The following is an 18,361-nucleotide window of genomic DNA, read 5'->3' as shown; positions in this document are numbered from 1 at the left end:
TTTAGTTAAATTTTGTTTTAGAATTATAAACAACATTCTCAATCCAGCCTTCTAAAGTATATTTTCTGAAGATTTTATCTGGAATATTTTCGTATTCTGTTTCAAAAAAAGAAGGTGGGATATTTGGTTTTTTCTCATCAATTACGAGAATGTTATTAGGGTTGTAAAAATCATAATTTATTATATCGGAGTTAGTTGTAATAAGTTTTTTACGTAACCCTATGCTTTCAAACACTCTAAAAGTTAATCCGTTTTGTCCTTTTCTATTAACATCAAGTAAAACTTGTGATTTGTTTATATATTGTTCGACTTCTGATAATGAAATATACTCATTTATATATTCAATAGTTTTCGTCTTTTTCTTATTTTTTTTGTGATAAACAAATATTTTATAATTGATATTGTTTAATTTTAAATTATTTGCTATTTTCGAAAGAATTGGTAATCTTCCATCTTTTGAAATAATATTAAAAACCTGATATGTGATATCTACATTATTATTATTATTATTATCAGATGAAGAGTTGTAAATCCAATTGGTCGCAAAATTTAAATTATATTTTTTACAATCTTCTTTTTCAAAGGAAAAAACTTCATCAAAATGAGGTATTACTTGTATTATTTTAGGACAGCGTTTTGTATTATCATTAAAATATGCAATTGTTTTTTTTCCATATTTTTTTAATTTTTTAACACTTTCTACATCAATAAAGTCACCTTTTATAACTAATATTACATCTTGGAGTTCTCCAATTTCCTCAAGATTTTTAATTATTTTTTTTCCAAAATGCATTGTTTTTAGATTTTTTCTAAAAAATGATTTTAATATAAAATTATATATTTTATGAAAGGGATTAGGGTACTTATATTGAATTTTATTAAAATCAATGTGATGTACGTCGTGCCCATCTTGTTTTAATGTAATTGCAATATGTTCGTTGAATCCCCAATTATCAAGGCTTATTAATGTAATACGCATGATTTTTTTTTGTTTTGCTGTTGCAAATTTAGTTAAAATTTCACTTACTAAATTTATATAATTACTGTGTTTAATTAATAGAATTATAATATAATATTGAAGGTGGTTTTAAAATATAGGATATCAGGTTTTTAAAAATATTATAATAAAAGGGGAGGATTTGTAAAAATATGATAATTTTTAATTTTTTAAAAAAATAAAGCGCAACTAATTTGAAAAATAAAATTGATCACAAAGAAAACAAATGGTGCATTTTACTGTACTTTTTTTTCTGTATTAAAAAAGTTTAAAATAGAAGTAATTTTGTAAAGACTTAAAAGTTTTTATATATTAATCCTTAAATTAAAAATTTGGTGAGAGGCTATGTTTTTTAATTAACATTGGACTTGTTTTTTGTACTAATGTAAAATCAATTATAATAAAAATAATTTATTTGATGAGAATATAAGTTTTTATTAATTATAAGGTTATTTTTGTGTTTTGATTAATGTAGAGGAGTAAGAAATTAAATATTTGATGTAATTACAAAATAAACTTATTTTATAATTAGAATAGACTTAAGATTAAATTAATAAAATGAAAAATACTGTAAAAATAATTATTCCGATCTATAAAGAGCATTTTGGGGAGCTAGAGGAAAAATCTTTTTTACAGTGTGTCAAAGTGCTTAAAAACTATGATATTGTTTTAGTTCAGCCTGAAGGACTGGATAATTCTTATATTACGAACGAATTTAATCAAATTAAAGCAATAAGTTTTCCTAAAAGATATTTTGAAAATATTGATGGTTATAATGAGTTATTGTTGTCGTCTCTTTTTTATGAAGCTTTTTTAGATAGTGAATATATATTGATTTATCAATTGGATGCTTTTGTCTATAAAGATGCTTTAGAAGAATGGTGTCAAAAAGGGTATGATTATATAGGAGCTCCATGGATTGCCACACCAGAAAGTACTATATTGTTAAAATATTATAATAAAATAGTTAGAAAATTTAGATCAAAAAAGAAAAAAGACCGAGAACAAATTTTCTTTAAAGTTGGTAATGGAGGCTTTTCATTACGAAAAACAGCATCCCATTACTTAATCAGCAAGACAAAACAAGACTTTATTTTTGATTTTCTAAATTCTGCAGATAAAGAGATTTATGCAATCGAAGATGTCTTTTGGTCAATAAAGGCACCTGAATTTGATGAGAATTTTAAGATACCTAATTATAAAGAAGCTTTGTATTTTGCAATAGATCGAAAACCTAAAATAGCATTTAAGTTAATTAATAATCAGCTACCATTTGGTTGTCATGGAATTAATAAACCGAAAGTAATTAATTTTTGGAAACCAATATTAAATAAATACTAAACATAAAATTTCATAAGATTAATGACTATCAAATATAAATTTTTTAATACACAAGAAGATACAAAAGAAATTCTTTTATATATATATAATTTCAATTCTTCCGATGGTATTGTTTTTGGAAATGGTCAACGTAATGTTATTAAATTATTTGATATAAAGGCTAAGACGATTAATATTAAATCCTTTAAAATTCCAAATTTATTTAATAAAATAGCTTATAAATATTTTAGAAAATCAAAAGCAAGACGTTCTTTTGAATACGCTACAATTTTATTAGAAAGAGAAATTGGAACTCCGCAACCAATCGCTTTTTTAGAGAACTATAATTGGCTTGGTTTAAGAGATAGTTACTACGTTAGTGAACATTTAGTAACTGAGTTAACTTATAGAGAACTTATTGAGGTTGATAATTATCCTGATTTCGAAAATATATTAAGGCAATTTACCCGTTTTACTTTTAAACTACATGAAAAGGGAATTGAGTTTTTAGACCATTCTCCTGGGAATACATTAATTAAAAAAAGAGGTAATAATGAATATGATTTTTTCTTAGTTGATTTAAATAGAATGAATTTTCATACTGAAATGAGTTTTGAACAACGTATGAATAATTTTAGAAGACTTACTCCTCGTAAAGAGATGATTGCAATTATGAGTAATGAGTATGCAAAATTATATTCAGCTAAGACTGAGGCTCAAATTTTTGAAAAAATGTGGAAAGATACCGTTAAATTTCAAGAAGAATTTGCGAAAAAGCAAAGGTTAAAAAAGAGATTAAAGTTTTGGAAATCTTAAAAAACAAAAAAAAAACATTATTTTAAATAATGTTTTTTTTTTGTTGATACCCTTCCAGGCTTTACTTATCTTTTAAAGATTCTTAGTTATAAAGAACTCAATCTGATCTTTGAATAATTCAGGATTAAATTGTTGGTAAAGTTGAGCGAAATTATTTTTAATCTCCTTGTGTGGTAAACTTAAATCAATTAATTCGGGTTTGAAATCATTTAAATGTACCGAAATATTGCGTAATCCATCTTCAAAGGTTGCCCAGTCGTTTTTCTTAACATATGGTGAAAAGATTGTAAAAGAGGGTTTGTTTAATGCTTTAGCCATATTAATTGCTCCGCCATCGTTTCCTATGATTATATCACACTGATTCATTATGCCTATAAAGGATCGTAAATTACTGCCTAATAAATCAAAATGGATTTTTTCTTGGGTACTTTTTGAGCATAAATTGAATACTTTTTGAGCATCTTCAATTTGATTTGGAAAATAATTAAAAAGAATAGTTAGGTTTTTGTTCTCTGCAACATATTCTACTACTTTAGCCATATATTCTAGAGGGTAAGTTTTAGATTTTTCACTTCCCAAAAGACTTATCATTACGATTTTCTGGTCTTTTTTTACTTTATGTTTGTCTAAAAGAGCAATTGCCTCATCGTTTTCGTCATTACTTACATATAATTTTGGAAAAGGATCTATTGAATCAGCGTCCAAATTTAAAGGATTTAATAGCAAAAGTCTGTTATCTATAGCTAGTCCATATTTAGTTTCGGTAGTGTCCTCAAAACGCTTCATGTTATGATTGTAAAACAAAGACGAATACCATTTGTAGTATGATATTTTATAATCAGCACCAGAAAAAATGGTTATTAAATTAGTTTCTAATTTACCATAAACATCAATTAATATATCATACTTATTAGATCTCATTTTGAAAATAAAATTAAATAATGATAGATATGATTTTCTTGTTTTATTTTCTAATACAATTACCGAGTCAATATTCGGATTACCTATTAAAACATCTGTGCAATTAGAATAACACATATAGTCTATAGTAGAATTGGGATATTTTTTTTTAAGATTATTACAAAGAATTGTACTTATCAGGACATCGCCAATTCTTTTTTGCTGTATGATTAATATTTTCATTATTAGGGGTAAGTTTAATAAAAACTATATTTTGTTTCTTATTGTAGGGGTATAAAAGTAAAGTTACTCCATTTTGTTATGTGTTAACCAAAGTATTAAATAACGTTTTAAAACCGCAAATGAATTTATATAAGCAAGAATATAGCCTTCTTTACCGTCAAGGAAGCCAAATTTAATGAAATATTGATTTATAAAGTTGAAAAAAGGTTTTAGTAAAAAATGATAAAAATTTGGTTTCATATTTTTATCATATAATTCTAAAGCTTCCTTTTTACTTAATAAACTTAGCTTATAGTTGTATTCGTCGAAACTTTTGTATGAATAAGAGTCTATTCTGTTTTTTAATACATTTGATTTAAAGAACGATATATTAGATTTCCTTTTTTCATCGCCTGAATAAGAGTATCTTTTTTTATCAAAAAGAAAAATTCTTTTTTTGTTGTTGAATTCCCCGTGTTTTATTTTCTTTTTGAAGAAAAATAATGTCTGTTTAATGTAATAAAGTTCATTATTTTTATGATCAGAAACTTTAGTTAAAATTTCATTTTTAAGCTCAGGAGAAAGATATTCGTCTAAATTTAATAATAATATCCAATCATTTTTGGCCTGATTGATAGCTATCTTTTGTTGTTGTATTTTGTCAGTGTTATTTTGTTTAATAACAGTTGCACCAAGTTCCTTTGCAATAGCTACTGTTTGATCAGTACTTTCACTATCCATGAAGATAATTTCATCAGCAAATGAAACATTTTCAATGTGCTTTTTTATATTGTTCTCTTCATTAAAACAAAATGTCAAAACACTAATTTTTGGAACTATTACATTTTGGGGCATAAAATCAATTTTGTGCAATATTAATAATTTTAGATTTATAACTTTGTGTAAAATTAAACAAAATGTCTCGACTCCCTATTTTAATGTATCATAACATTTGCGAATCTGAAAATGAAACTAATAATTTGACTATTTCAGTGCAAAAATTAGAAGAACAATTTCAATATTTAAAAGATAATAATTATCAAACCTATCATTTTGAAGAATTATCAAAAATGAAGTCTATCCCCAAAAGGAGTATTGTTCTTACTTTTGATGATGTTACTGAAAATCAGCTTACTTATGCAGTGCCTTTATTGGATAAATTCAATTTAAAGGCCAGTTTCTTTATTCCTTTTTCATATATAGGAAAAACAGATTTATGGAATGAAAGTTCTGAGGTTTTGGGGAATAAAATAATGACAATCGAGCAGTTGAAAAAACTGAATAGAGACAGAATAGAATTAGGATACCATTCCTATGAGCATAAAAAATATAGCTTATTATCTGATTTAGAAATAGAAAAAGATTTTATGAAGTGCGAGGAGGTGATAAAAGTTAATGATTTAAAAATATATTCTGCTTTGGCCTATCCATATGGTAATTACCCTAAGAAGGGTAGCGGTAAAGAACTTTTTAAGCAGGTAATAGCTAAGAATAAAATAAAATTTGGTTTAAAAATTGGCAATCGCCCTAATCGTTTTCCTTTTAAAGATAATTATGAAATTAAGCGAATAGATATTAAAGGGCATGATAGTTTAATGACATTCAGGTTAAAAATCAAATTTGGGAAATTAAAGCTATTCTAAATCTTTTTCTATTAACATCATTTTTGCATATCTAGAGAAAACACCATAAGCATCGATTGCCGCTGCCGCAAGACCTGGTACTCCATCAAGATAGACTCTTTTTACAATATAAGTATGAAAAAAACGATAAAAGGGTTTAAAGAAAAGTAAAAATAGCGTTACTTTTTTTCCTTTATCTGCAGACATTTTTGCTTGGAACCAGGCATATTTATCCTTTTTACTTATGAAATGGAATAGTCCTTTGTAGGTGTAATGTATCATGTAGTTTTTTAATACACCAGGTTTTGACTTTAGTATTAATTTTTCATGTACTTCATTTTCAAAAGCTAGATTTTCATTTTTCATTAAACGAACGACTTTGTCTGTGTAATGAAATAGAAAACGATTCATGAAATAATGTGGAAACCAAATTTTGTAAGCATCAAATTTATCCGATTCGATGCTTTCAAGTATTTCTTTTTGAAGCTTTTCTGTAACTCTTTCATCGGCATCTAAAAATAATATCCAATCTCCAGTTGCAAAGCTTATTGCATAATTCCTTTGGTTACAGTAATTGTCGAATTTTCTAAAAATGAGCTTAACCCCAAGATTAGAAGCAATTTCTTGTGTAGCATCAGTGCTATGAGAGTCTAAAACGATAATCTCATCAGCAAATGAAACAGATTTTATTGCATCGGCAATATAAAACTCTTCATTATAAGTAAGTATGATAACAGATAGTTTTTTCATTTCTTTAATTAGCATTCTTACTTATAAAAAGAGAATTTAATGATATATTATTATACAGCAACATCGTACTCACGAAGTGCATTGTTTAATGAAGTTTTTAAATCTGTAGATGGCTTACGAGTACCAATAATTAAAGCACATGGAACTTGAAATTCGCCTGCAGCAAATTTTTTGGTATAACTTCCAGGAATAACTACTGATCGAGCAGGTACATATCCTTTCATTTCAACAGGAGTCTCACCAGTTACATCAATTATTTTAGTTGAGGCTGTTAAACATACATTTGCTCCTAAAACAGCTTCTTTACCAACATGAACGCCTTCTACAACGATACAACGTGAACCTATAAATGCACCGTCTTCGATAATCACTGGAGCAGCTTGTAATGGCTCTAATACGCCTCCAATTCCTACACCACCACTTAAATGTACATTTTTACCTATTTGAGCACAGCTTCCTACGGTTGCCCATGTATCTACCATAGTTCCTTCATCAACATATGCTCCAATATTTACATAGCTAGGCATTAAGATTACACCACTAGAAATATATGCTCCATAACGTGCTACAGCATTAGGTACTACGCGAATACCCTTTTCAGCATATCCTCTTTTTAGTAGCATTTTATCGTGATACTCGAAAATACCAGATTCTAGAGTTTCCATTTTTTGAATAGGGAAATACATAACCACTGCTTTTTTTACCCATTCGTTAACTTGCCAAGTTTCTCCAGTTGGTTCAGCAACACGCAATTTTCCAGTATCTAAAAGTTCAATTACTTCTCTGATAGCATTTGTAGTTGTTGTTTCTTGTAATAAAGCTCTGTTATCCCAAGCTTGTTCTATAATAGTTTGTAATGAATTCATAATAGTAATATTTTAGGCAAATATAATTCGATTTTTTTTTAAAACAACCCCCATTTCCAGATACTAACAATTTTAAACAAAAAACAACAATTTATTTTGTGGAGTAAAACGATAGCCTTTTTATTTCAAACAAACCTACTTATATAGAATGTTTTATAATTTATTTCCTGATAAATATCAATTTTTGATAATTGTTATAAAAGTAGTTTTGCGGAACAATCTAATAACAGCACGTCTGTATTTTATTTTGTCTGAATCCAAAATTTAATTAGTATTATAACTATGAATCAAGAAAACCAGTTGTTTAAAAGACCTACGCCAATTGATAAAGAAGTTTCTTGGGATAAAACCCAAGTGATTATGAGTAAAACAAATCCAATTGGAATTATCGAATATGCAAATGAAACTTTTGTAGATGTTTGCGGATACGAAGATTATGAGTTAATGGGGCAGCCACACAGCATCATAAGACATCCTGATATGCCACGAGTAATATTTAAAGTATTATGGGAAAACCTTAAAAAAGGGAATAATTTTCATGCTGTTGTAAAAAATCTAGCTAAATCTGGAAGATTTTATTGGGTTGTTACAGATTTTGAAATTGCAAAGGATGAAAATGGAGTGATCGTAAACTATTTTGCCAGAAGACGCTCTGTGCCACAAGAAGTAATCTCGATGCATATTGAGCCTTTATATAAAAAATTGTTGCAAATAGAATCGGCTAGCGGAATGGAGTTTAGTGAGAAATATCTAATTGGATTTTTAGAAGAGAAAAATAGAAGTTATATAGAGTATATTAAAGATTTAATGTATGAGAATGAAAAAAATCAATCGACTCATCATCAATCAGAAACTCAAACTCAACATGAAGAGGAAGAGGAGGAAAGAGGCTTTTTTAGTCGTTTCTTTAATAGATAAATAGATAGAGATTTTTGCCCCCAAAAAAAATACCTATAAAAAAACAGGGTTTGACTTTTTAATTTAAGTCAAACCCTGTTTTGATATTATTAAGTTTAGCTAGTGTTACCTTAGATTATGAGGTAGTTCTTTCTCAGAAACTTATTTAATTAAATTTGTTCTGGTTTCAAATAAAAGTAGTTTTATTTAGTAGAGCGACTTCTTAAAAATTTCTGTAATAGTTTGAATCATTTATTTGATAATTACTAATGTAGTTAAACAAAAAAAAACAATAAAAATCTTGTGTGATTTCTATTGTTTTTTAATTCATGTTTCTTTTGTATTCTTAATCAGTGATTAAAAAGCCAATTTGTTATTGATGACTCTTTCATTAAAAGATTGAATGTATGCTTTTAAGAATTTTTCAGATTCTTGGACTTTAGGTTTATTTTGTAGCATTAAATTATTCTTTAATAGCACATCTTCTTTCCATTTGTATAAACCAATGGTTTTATTATTCGCAAAAGCCAGATAATAATCATCTTTTATGTAATGATATGTACCTTGAAGATAATAAACTACAAAATTTTCTTTAGACTTATAACTTTTACCAAAACTAACCATGTCAGTTTTTATATTTAAGTAGTCTAAAATACTAGGCATGATGTCAATTTGCTGAAAGTTTTTATCGCTAACACCTGTTAATTCAGAATTTGAGGGATCAAAAAATAAAATAGGAATGTTGAATTTTCCAATATTTGTTTTATCAATATCTTTATCTCCGCCAGAAGAAGTATGATCAGAAGAAATTACAAATAAGGTGTTTTTGTACCATCCTTCTTTTTTAGCAGTATTAAAAAACTTACGTAGAGCAAAATCTGTATACGCAATGCTTTCTTGAATTTCAGTAGTTCCTTTAGGGAATTTTCCTTTGTATCTTTCGGGAATAGTATATGGGTTATGAGATGAAATAGTAAATAAAGAACTAAAAAACGGTTGCTTAAAAGAAGTTAATTTAGAGGCGTAAAATTGTAGAAACTCTTCATCAAAAACACCCCATTTGCCATCAAATGCATCTTTACCTGTATATTGATCTTTTCCATAATATTGATCAAATCCTGCTACTTCAGCATATTGATCAAAGTTCTGGCTACCATTAAAGGCACCATGAAAGAAAGAAGTATTATAGCCTTCTTTTTTTAAAATTTTCGGGAGACCATTTATTTTATTCAAAGAATAGCTTGATGATATAAAGGAATTATTCATTAAACTTGGAATACTAGAGAGTATAGATGGAACAGCATCAATTGAAACTTTTCCGTTTGCAAACCCATTTTTAAAGTAATAAGATTTTGTAATCAAAGAATCTAGGAAAGGAGTTTGTCCGCGTCCAACGTTTTCATTTCCAAAGCTTTCTAAAATTAAAATTACAACATTTTTTTTGATAGCTGGCTGACTTGGGTTTAAAGAAATAACAGGATTGTAAATAGAAATTAATTCTTTTTCATTGTAATAATTTGCTTTATCTATATCTTCTTTCTTAAAAACAGTTTTAAGGATGCAAAAAGGAGTATTTAAAACCAAACCAGAGTTATTTAGAGCACCATATTCAGCAGCATCTACAATCTTAATAGGTTTTTTTCGAATACCTCCACGTCCCAAAAGCAAAATTATAACTAAAGAGAGTATAAAATAAGCAAATTGTTTGTAGTAATCTTTTCTAGTTGTTTTTTCGTGTATTAAATGTGTTCTTAAATTAGGTATTAATTTCCATAACAAAATACTTACGATAAGAAATAAAACAAAGATGTACCAAAATTCTTTTAGAAACGAAGGGATTAAACCTAGAGCTTCTTGTTCCATTCCTTTGGCAGTAATCATTGAAAAAGTACTTCTCCTGCCTGTAAAACGATAGTAGATAATATCTATAAAGTTTGTAGCAATAAATAAAAGGTTTACGGAGTAAAAAGTAATTTTTAAAATGTTTTGATATCTAGGTTTGTATTTAAAATCGCCTGGAATCAAGTGAGCAATCAAAAATATAATATTAATATAGGCAATGGCTGCTAAATCAAATAGAAGACCTCCTGTAACGTTTTGAAATGTAATAGTTTCAAATAATTTTAGATTTATGAGGTAAAATAGAATTCTTGAGAATTGGTAGATTACAGCAATTAAAAAGAATCTTTTTAGAAATAAAACAATACTGTTTTTATAGTTATTCATTTGGCGTTTAGTAATTTTTATGTATCTGCTTTTGCTTTAATTTATTTGTATAAAATAAAATTTTGAGCAAAAGAACTATTTTTTTTTAAATTATTGATTACTTATTGATCTAATTTTGTAAGAACGGTATTTTATTTTAAAAGCTATTGAATGATTTTTTTGTTTTAATTGTTTTGTTTATAGTTAGTTGTATTTTTTTTTGTTGTTAAAAAAGTTTGTTTCTATGTTTTGTTTAATACAAGTTGATTCTTTCTTTTGTTCGATGATAATTATCATGAATTAAGAGTATAATGAAGAGTACTTTTGAAGTGAAATTATATATAAGAATTTTTAAGAGCAAAATTCCATTTTAAGATTGGTTTAGATCTATGAATTAGTATAAATAGAGTTGATAGTAAGCTCCTATTATAAATTTTTTAATATTGTTTTAATTTTTTTTGGAGAAAAAATTTTAATTAATCCGTTCTACTTCATAGAACGGATTTTTTTTAGACATGAGTTTTTTACTTTATGTATCTTTGTCTTATAATAATAAATTAAGATGCCAAGAATTCTCGCTATAGATTACGGACAAAAAAGAACAGGAATAGCTGTTACTGATGAATTGCAAATTATTGCCTCAGGTTTAACAACAATTCCGTCACATACAACAATTGATTTTTTAAAAGACTATTTTGCCAAAGAGAAGGTCGAAGCAGTTTTAATTGGTGAGCCAAAACAAATGAATGGAGCACCATCAGGGAGTGCTTCAATTATAAAAGGTTTTGTAACTCATTTTTCAAATATTTTTCCTGATATGAAAGTGGTTCGAGTAGATGAAAGATTTACTTCTAAGATGGCATTTCAAACAATGATTGATAGTGGACTGAGTAAAAAGCAACGTCAAAACAAAGGATTGATTGACGAGATCTCAGCAACGATAATGCTTCAGGATTATTTGTCTCGAAAAATGTTCTAATGTTCTAGAGATTTTTATTCCGAAAACGTTTTAGAAAACTATAACTTTTCAGGTGAAATTTATAGTTTTTTTTTGCAATTTTATGAAGTACCTTTGCATTTTAAAATTTTCTTGTTATGTCCGACAAAACCATACGTTCAAATACCGAAGTAGTACTTATTGGTGCTGGAATTATGAGTGCAACTCTTGGGTTAATCTTAAAAGAATTACAGCCAGATTTAAAAATTGAAATTTACGAAAGATTAGATGTTGCCGCAGCCGAAAGCTCTGATGCTTGGAATAATGCTGGAACAGGACATTCAGCATTTTGTGAATTAAACTATACTCCAGAAAAAAATGGAAGTATTGATCCTAAGAAAGCAATTAGTATTGCTGAATCTTTTGAAGTTTCTCGTCAGTTTTGGTCATATTTAGTACAGCAAAACAAAATTACATCTCCAGATAATTTTATAAAAAGTGTTCCTCATATGAGTTTTGTTTGGGGAGAAAAAAATGTGGATTATCTTAAAAAAAGATTTGAGGCATTACAAAAAAATCCAATTTTTAAAGAGATGGTTTTTAGTACTGATTTTTCTCAATTAAAAGAATGGATGCCTTTGGTAATGGAGGGAAGAGATGCTTCTGATAAATTCGCAGCAACTTCTATGGCAATCGGGACCGATGTGAATTTTGGAGAATTAACAAGAAGCATGTTTAACTATCTAGGAAAATTAGATGGTGTAACAATTCATTTCAATCACGAAGTGAAAAAACTTAAGCAACGTGAAGATAAATCATGGAGAATTAAAATCACAGATTTAGCAACAGGTCAAACTAGAAAAGTATATACTAAATTTGTATTTATTGGTGCCGGTGGAGGTTCTTTGCCTTTGTTAGAAAAAGCAAATGTTGTTGAAGGAAAAGGTTTTGGAGGGTTTCCTGTGAGCGGGCAATGGTTAAAATGTACTAATCCAGAAGTTATTCTTCAGCATCAAGCTAAAGTTTACGGGAAAGCAAGTGTTGGTGCGCCACCTATGTCGGTTCCTCATATCGATACAAGAATGATTGATGGTGAAAGAGCTTTGCTTTTTGGTCCATTTGCAGGTTTTTCTACTCGATTTTTAAAGAATGGATCTTATATGGATTTACCTATGTCGATAAAAACAGATAATATAATGCCAATGTTGGCTGCAGGTTATCATAATATTCCGCTTACGAAATATCTAATTGAGCAAGTAAGACAATCTCCTAAAGATAGAATGAATGCTTTACGTGAATATTTGCCAAATGCAAAATCTAAAGATTGGAAATTAGAAAGAGCAGGACAGCGTGTTCAGGTTATTAAAAAAGATGAAAAAGAAGGCGGGATTCTAGAATTTGGAACAGAGGTTATTAATACCGAAGATGGAACATTAGCAGTTTTATTAGGAGCTTCTCCAGGAGCTTCAACAGCAGTTTCAATCATGGTCGGGTTGATTAATAAGTGTTTTAAAGATAAAGTTAAAACGCCAGAATGGAATGAAAAGTTCAAGGCAATGATTCCGTCTTATGGTCAGACTTTAAATGATAAACCAGAATTATTGGCTGAAATAAGAAAAAATACTGCTGCTGCTTTAAAGTTAAATAATTAACTAGCGCTGAAAATATGATTTAAATAAAAAATCCAGATTAATTTTAATCTGGATTTTTTGCTATAAACTCTTTTGTAATTGTTAGTATTTTATCAGATAGATCAGTCATCCATATTAATTGTTCGATTACTAGTTGCGCTTCTTGCATTTTGGATTCTCTAGCGTTTTCGTCAAGCTCATTGTCATTTTCTAATCTACTGAAATTTTTTCTTTTTAATTCTTCAAAATGGAAAGTCAATTTTTCTTTATTAATGTCTTTATTCTTGTATAAAGATGTTTTTCCATGTCTTAAAATGGCAATTGAGTGATTTAAATTAGAAATGACAATGTCAATTACAAAATTAAAAGATTCGGATGCCGAAGTCGTTTTATGAGACTGAATATAGGTTCCTAAAGAAGCTGAAGACGAAAGCAGGGAGTGATTAAGAACTGCAAGCTTGTTTATTTGCGGAAGTTGTTTTTGCTTTGATTTTGGTTCTTGTATCATTCTCTGGAAAGAGGTCATAAGATTTCCAATTTCAATAAAAGCATTTTTTCTAGCCAAACGATAAGATGTTGGTAATGTTCCTTTCTTATTGTAATATTCCGCTATTTCTCGTAAATAATTTTTATTGGCTTCAATAGCTTTTTCTAAAAACGAGGCAGCATTCAAAAACTCCCAAGCTGGCCATAAATAATAATTTGCTAAAAAGGCCAATGTAGCACCAACGAGAGAATCTAATATTCTAAACTGAATTACTTCAAGGATATTAGGAGTTAAAATTCCGTAAACAAAAACTACATACATAGTAACAAGTGTAGTGCTGACTTTGTAATTGCTTTGTGTAAAAGAAATACCAATTAACATACATACAATAGCAAATATGCTTATCGCAATGTGATTGTGTACTAAAGATACAATTCCAAAAGCAATTAATCCTCCTAAGATGGTGCCGAAAACACGGTTATAAGAACGCTCTTTGGTTAATCCATAACCAGGACGCATAATTACTACAATGGTTAATAAAATCCAGTATACGTTTTGAAATGGAAGTAATTTTCCAATTATAAAACCTACCATAATAGTTATGGTAAGTCGTAGCGAATGTCTGAAAAAAGTAGATGAGAAGCTAAAATTTTCAATTAATGTACGTATCGGATAATATTGTGGAGTTAAGAATTTTTCAAGTTCCTTGTTTTTTTCTTTAAAATCAAAAGAATGAATAGCCGATGAAAAAGCTAATTCCACGATTTTTATTTTTTCGACCTGCTTCTGAGCATATTTCAGCATATTGGTAAGCATCCAAACTCCTTCAGAAGCTTCAATTTTGCCTAGATTGTTTTTATATGCATCAATTGCAGATTCTAATCCATTGAGTTCTTTCTTTAGATCGTTTACAGAGATATATTTAGAAGCCTTATGGACACTTTTGGATAGTTTTTTTAAAGTCGAAGCGAGTTTGTAAGCTAGATTCTGATAAGAACGTAGCGCTTCAGGATGGTCATTGAATTTTTTGTGTAATTTATTATGGTCAAATGATGTAGATAGTGCTAGCTCCTGAATTTCGACTAGTGTTATAAATACAATAAGCATCTTTCGATTTTGACTTGAGTCTCCAGATGTGGCTCTATTGCCAATAAGTACTTGTCTTAAATTTTCATGAATTTGGTTTAATTCAACCTGGAGATGTAATTGTTTTTCAATGATCTTTTTTCTGTCGGCGTCGGGATTCCATAAATCTCCTCTAAGTTTTAAGTATTTTGCAGTTAATCGAATTCCATCGGCAATTTGCAATTCGACATAACGATGCGGTTTAACGTAATGAAAAATAAGTGAAACAATTAAATAAAATAACCCTCCTGCAAATATATAGCTAGAATGCAATACAGCTTCCCAGCCTTCGTGTAAGTGAGCAAACGATAGTGAAATAGAAAGTAAAGCTGAGAATGATGCCATAGTTGCTCTTTGTCCATACACAGAAATCATAGACGATAGGAAGAGTAATATTCCTAAAAATGGATAAAACAACCAAGGAAATGGATAAACGAGATTAACCAATAGGTTAACGCATGAAACAATTAGAGCCGTAACTACAATCCCTTTTATCTTGTGTTTAAGATTACTAGGGATATCACTCGGATAAGTATAAAAAGCACCAAGAGCAATAGTGAAGCCAATTTCGAAATAACCTAAAAAGTTAAAAAACAGGACAGGAACAACAGATGCAAGTGTAACTTTTGAAGCGTTGATGAAGGAAGTACTGTTTGTGAATTTAACGATGCGATCGAACATATAATTAGGTTTACTAGCAAAGATAAGAATTGTATGAATTAGTTGCCAATTAATAGTAGCTTAGATTTAAATAGAAACCAAAAAGCATATAATCTAGTTTATAGAATTATTCATTGACTATTTTTTACTATTTTTGCCAACCTAATTCAGAATAATGAAATTCTAGATTAATAGTCGTTAATACATAATACAACAAGAATGATTTTACCAATTATAGGATATGGTGATCCTGTTTTAAGAAAAGTTGGAGAGACAGTTACGCCAGAATACCCAAACTTGAAAGAAACAATAGCTAACATGTACGAAACAATGTACAATGCTTATGGAGTAGGTCTTGCTGCGCCACAAGTTGGTTTGGCTTTGCGTTTATTTGTAATTGACACAACTCCTTTTAGTGATGACGAGGATTTGCCAGCTGATGAGCAAAAAGAATTAAAAGGATTTAAAAGAACTTTTATTAATGCCAAAATTCTAAAAGAAGATGGTGAAGAGTGGAGTTTTAATGAAGGTTGCTTGAGTATTCCTGATGTTCGTGAAGATGTTTACAGACATGAAAGAATTACAATTGAATATTGTGAAGAAGATTTTGTTGTGAAAACGGAAGTATTTGATGGTTTAATTGCGAGAGTAATTCAGCATGAATATGATCACATCGAAGGAATTTTGTTTACAGATAAAATCTCATCATTAAAGAAACGTTTAATTCAAAAGAAATTAAAAAATATTACCGAAGGCAAAACATTTCAAGAATACAGAATGAAATTTGCAGCCGCCAAAAAAGGGAGATAGTTTTTGATTGTCTTTTTGTGAAAAAATAAAATAACCGAATTCTTAATACTAATTATAATAAACATGAATTTAGAAAAAATATTAGCTATTTCTGGGAAACCAGGTTTATACGCATTAAAAGTACAAACGCGTACAGGATTTGTAGCTGAATCATTAATTGATGGAAAAAAGATCACTGTTAGCTTAAAGAGTAATGTAAGTTTGCTATCAGAAATTTCAATTTATACTTACGAAGGAGAAAAACCTTTATCAGAAGTAATGCAATTAATTGCAATAAAAGAAGACAAAGGGCCAGCAATTTCTCACAAAGAAGATAATGCTACTTTAACAGCTTATTTTAAAGAAGTTTTACCGCAATATGATGAAGAAAGAGTATATCCTTCTGATATTAAAAAAGTATTAAACTGGTACAACATGCTTCAAGCAAAAGGATTAGTTACAGATTTAGCGCCTGCAACTGCAGAATCTAAAGAAGAAACTCCGGTTTTGGAAGAGACAAAAAAAGCACCAGCAAAAAAAGCTAAAGCTACTGCTGAAAAAAAATAGTTCCATTTTAATGAACGATATTTAATCCTGTTGAGATGATTTCTTAACAGGATTTTTTACATTTACATTAACTGCTTGCCCAACTTAAAAAGACTTCAAAATGAGTAAAGAATTGCAATTACAGGCTTTCGAAAGATTATTAAATATAATGGATGATTTGCGTGAAAAGTGCCCTTGGGACATGAAACAAACCATACAAAGTTTGCGCCATCTGACAATTGAAGAAACCTATGAATTGGGTGATGCAATTTTGGATAATGATCTTAATGAAGTAAAAAAAGAATTAGGAGATGTGTTGTTACATATTGTTTTTTATGCAAAAATAGGTAGTGAAACAAATGATTTTGATATTGCAGATGTATGCAATGAAATTTGTGATAAATTGATTCATCGTCATCCACATATTTACAGCGATACAGTTGTAAAAGATGAAGAAGAAGTAAAACAAAACTGGGAAAAACTGAAATTAAAAGAGGGAAAGAAGTCTGTTTTAGAGGGAGTTCCAAGAAGTTTACCAGCATTGGTTAAAGCAAGTAGAATACAAGATAAGGTAAAAGGAGTAGGTTTTGATTGGGAAGAACCACATCAGGTTTGGGATAAAGTACAAGAAGAACTACAAGAACTACAGGTAGAAGTAGAAGCTGGTGATCAGGATAAAATAGAAGCAGAGTTTGGAGATGTTTTATTCTCGATGATTAATTACGCTCGATTTTTAAATGTAAATGCTGAAGATGCTTTGGAGCGCACTAATAAAAAATTTATAAAACGCTTTCAATATCTTGAGAGCAAAGCAAGTGAATTAGGAAAGCCGTTAATGGATATGACTTTGGCCGAAATGGATGTTTTTTGGAACGAAGCAAAAAAATTATAATTATTCAGCCATTTTTTTTAATGCACTAAAATTTTTCAAAACAATTTTTTTACCAATTAAATCGATAACTTCTAGTTTTTTAAAATCAGATAATAATCGGATACAACTTTCAGTAGCAGTACCAATCATACTTGCCAGCTCATCCCTAGAGAGTTGTATTTTAAGTGTTTTATCTTTGTTTTCGCCAAAAGTATCATATAAGTATAATAAGGTTTCAGCCAAACGTGATTTAACAGTCTTTTGAGCTAAAGAAACTGTGTGGTTATCAGAGTCTTTTAAGTCTTCACAAATAGTTTTCATGACATTCATAGAAAACTGATTGTTTTGATTAAAGAAAGTAATAATCTCTGATTTTGGAATGAAACATACCTCCATATCATCTAAAGCTTTTGCACTTAAATTGGCAGGTTCATTGCTAATCATTGATCGTTGCCCTAAAAGTTCTCCAGACTTTACAAGCTTTACAATTTGATCTTTACCATTGGCACTTAGTTTAGAAAGTTTACCAACGCCATCTTTTACACAAAAAACTCCATTAGTAACTTCACCTTCTTCAAAGATAGGATCGCCTTTTTTAATGGTGTATGTGGTTTTACTATTTGCTAGTTTAATAACTTCATCTTTGTTTAAAGCTTTTAACGAGGTAAGTTGTCTTACGATACATTGATCACATTTATTCATAGGAAGGTTATTTGCCTG

General features: G+C 28.9%; 17 protein-coding genes. 9 read left to right on the top strand and 8 right to left on the bottom strand.

The genetic code is table 11. The annotated features are described in order from the left end of the window. Position 1: 1 nt before the first annotated feature. Complete coding sequence (locus tag LPB87_RS10525; protein WP_230727870.1) at positions 2-979, bottom strand: hypothetical protein; 978 nt, start codon at positions 977-979, stop codon at positions 2-4. Positions 980-1,555: 576 nt separating this feature from the next. Here LPB87_RS10525 and LPB87_RS10520 point away from each other — a divergent pair. Both LPB87_RS10520 and LPB87_RS10515 read left to right on the top strand, forming a co-directional pair. Continuing rightward, on the top strand, positions 1,556-2,338 hold the full coding sequence (locus LPB87_RS10520) for a DUF5672 family protein (protein WP_230727869.1): 783 nt from the start codon (positions 1,556-1,558) through the stop codon (positions 2,336-2,338). A 21-nt stretch (positions 2,339-2,359) separates the two neighbouring features. Beyond that, positions 2,360-3,133: a lipopolysaccharide kinase InaA family protein gene (locus LPB87_RS10515; protein WP_230727868.1), complete on the top strand. Its 774-nt coding sequence runs from the start codon at positions 2,360-2,362 to the stop codon at positions 3,131-3,133. Between the two features lie 72 nt (positions 3,134-3,205). On the opposite strand, the gene LPB87_RS10510 is transcribed toward LPB87_RS10515, so the two are convergent. Continuing rightward, complete coding sequence (locus LPB87_RS10510) at positions 3,206-4,276, bottom strand: glycosyltransferase family 9 protein (RefSeq protein ID WP_230727867.1); 1,071 nt, start codon at positions 4,274-4,276, stop codon at positions 3,206-3,208. Positions 4,277-4,339: 63 nt separating this feature from the next. Further along, positions 4,340-5,110: a glycosyltransferase family 2 protein gene (locus LPB87_RS10505; protein WP_230727866.1), complete on the bottom strand. Its 771-nt coding sequence runs from the start codon at positions 5,108-5,110 to the stop codon at positions 4,340-4,342. Positions 5,111-5,172: 62 nt separating this feature from the next. Between LPB87_RS10505 and LPB87_RS10500 the strand changes: the two genes are divergently transcribed. Further along, on the top strand, positions 5,173-5,898 hold the full coding sequence (locus LPB87_RS10500; protein ID WP_129537843.1) for a polysaccharide deacetylase family protein: 726 nt from the start codon (positions 5,173-5,175) through the stop codon (positions 5,896-5,898). On the opposite strand, the gene LPB87_RS10495 is transcribed toward LPB87_RS10500, so the two are convergent. Together LPB87_RS10495 and LPB87_RS10490 are read right to left on the bottom strand one after the other, a co-directional pair. After that, positions 5,890-6,627 (bottom strand): glycosyltransferase family 2 protein, encoded by a 738-nt coding sequence (locus LPB87_RS10495; RefSeq protein WP_230727865.1) that lies wholly within the window; start codon positions 6,625-6,627, stop codon positions 5,890-5,892. The genes LPB87_RS10500 and LPB87_RS10495 overlap by 9 nt on opposite strands. A gap of 50 nt (positions 6,628-6,677) precedes the next feature. Beyond that, positions 6,678-7,493, bottom strand: coding sequence for a 2,3,4,5-tetrahydropyridine-2,6-dicarboxylate N-succinyltransferase (locus LPB87_RS10490; protein WP_129537845.1), 816 nt, complete (start codon positions 7,491-7,493; stop codon positions 6,678-6,680). A 282-nt stretch (positions 7,494-7,775) separates the two neighbouring features. Here LPB87_RS10490 and LPB87_RS10485 point away from each other — a divergent pair, with 282 nt between their 5' ends. After that, positions 7,776-8,411, top strand: coding sequence for a PAS domain-containing protein (locus LPB87_RS10485; RefSeq protein WP_129537846.1), 636 nt, complete (start codon positions 7,776-7,778; stop codon positions 8,409-8,411). Between the two features lie 336 nt (positions 8,412-8,747). On the opposite strand, the gene LPB87_RS10480 is transcribed toward LPB87_RS10485, so the two are convergent. Next, positions 8,748-10,616 carry an alkaline phosphatase family protein gene (locus LPB87_RS10480; RefSeq protein WP_230727864.1) on the bottom strand — a complete coding sequence of 623 codons (1,869 nt, stop codon included), beginning with the start codon at positions 10,614-10,616 and terminating at the stop codon, positions 8,748-8,750. A gap of 541 nt (positions 10,617-11,157) precedes the next feature. On the opposite strand from LPB87_RS10480, the gene ruvX reads away from it, so the two are divergent. Then, positions 11,158-11,574 (top strand): Holliday junction resolvase RuvX, encoded by a 417-nt coding sequence (gene ruvX / locus LPB87_RS10475; protein ID WP_230727863.1) that lies wholly within the window; start codon positions 11,158-11,160, stop codon positions 11,572-11,574. A 116-nt stretch (positions 11,575-11,690) separates the two neighbouring features. Continuing rightward, positions 11,691-13,184 carry a malate:quinone oxidoreductase gene (locus tag LPB87_RS10470; protein ID WP_129537848.1) on the top strand — a complete coding sequence of 498 codons (1,494 nt, stop codon included), beginning with the start codon at positions 11,691-11,693 and terminating at the stop codon, positions 13,182-13,184. Positions 13,185-13,227: 43 nt separating this feature from the next. Here the strand turns inward: LPB87_RS10470 and LPB87_RS10465 are convergent, their stop codons facing one another. Continuing rightward, positions 13,228-15,456, bottom strand: coding sequence for an FUSC family membrane protein (locus tag LPB87_RS10465; protein WP_230727862.1), 2,229 nt, complete (start codon positions 15,454-15,456; stop codon positions 13,228-13,230). Positions 15,457-15,654: 198 nt separating this feature from the next. On the opposite strand from LPB87_RS10465, the gene def reads away from it, so the two are divergent. From def to mazG, 3 genes are all read left to right on the top strand, one after another. Further along, entirely contained in the window at positions 15,655-16,245 is a 591-nt protein-coding gene (def, locus tag LPB87_RS10460) for a peptide deformylase (RefSeq protein ID WP_129537850.1), read from the top strand. Positions 16,246-16,308: 63 nt separating this feature from the next. After that, positions 16,309-16,791 carry a DUF5606 domain-containing protein gene (locus LPB87_RS10455; protein WP_230727861.1) on the top strand — a complete coding sequence of 161 codons (483 nt, stop codon included), beginning with the start codon at positions 16,309-16,311 and terminating at the stop codon, positions 16,789-16,791. Positions 16,792-16,891: 100 nt separating this feature from the next. Next, a complete protein-coding gene (gene mazG, locus LPB87_RS10450; RefSeq protein WP_230727860.1) occupies positions 16,892-17,662 on the top strand; it encodes a nucleoside triphosphate pyrophosphohydrolase in 771 nt (256 codons plus the stop codon). Here mazG and LPB87_RS10445 read toward each other — a convergent pair whose 3' ends face one another. Further along, positions 17,663-18,343, bottom strand: coding sequence for a Crp/Fnr family transcriptional regulator (locus LPB87_RS10445; RefSeq protein WP_129537853.1), 681 nt, complete (start codon positions 18,341-18,343; stop codon positions 17,663-17,665). Positions 18,344-18,361 lie beyond the last annotated feature (18 nt).

Source organism: Flavobacterium sp. EDS, assembly GCF_020991525.1.
Taxonomy (GTDB): domain Bacteria; phylum Bacteroidota; class Bacteroidia; order Flavobacteriales; family Flavobacteriaceae; genus Flavobacterium.
The sequence above is the reverse complement of the archived record's forward strand: the minus strand, read 5'-3'. Positions and strand labels throughout refer to the sequence as shown.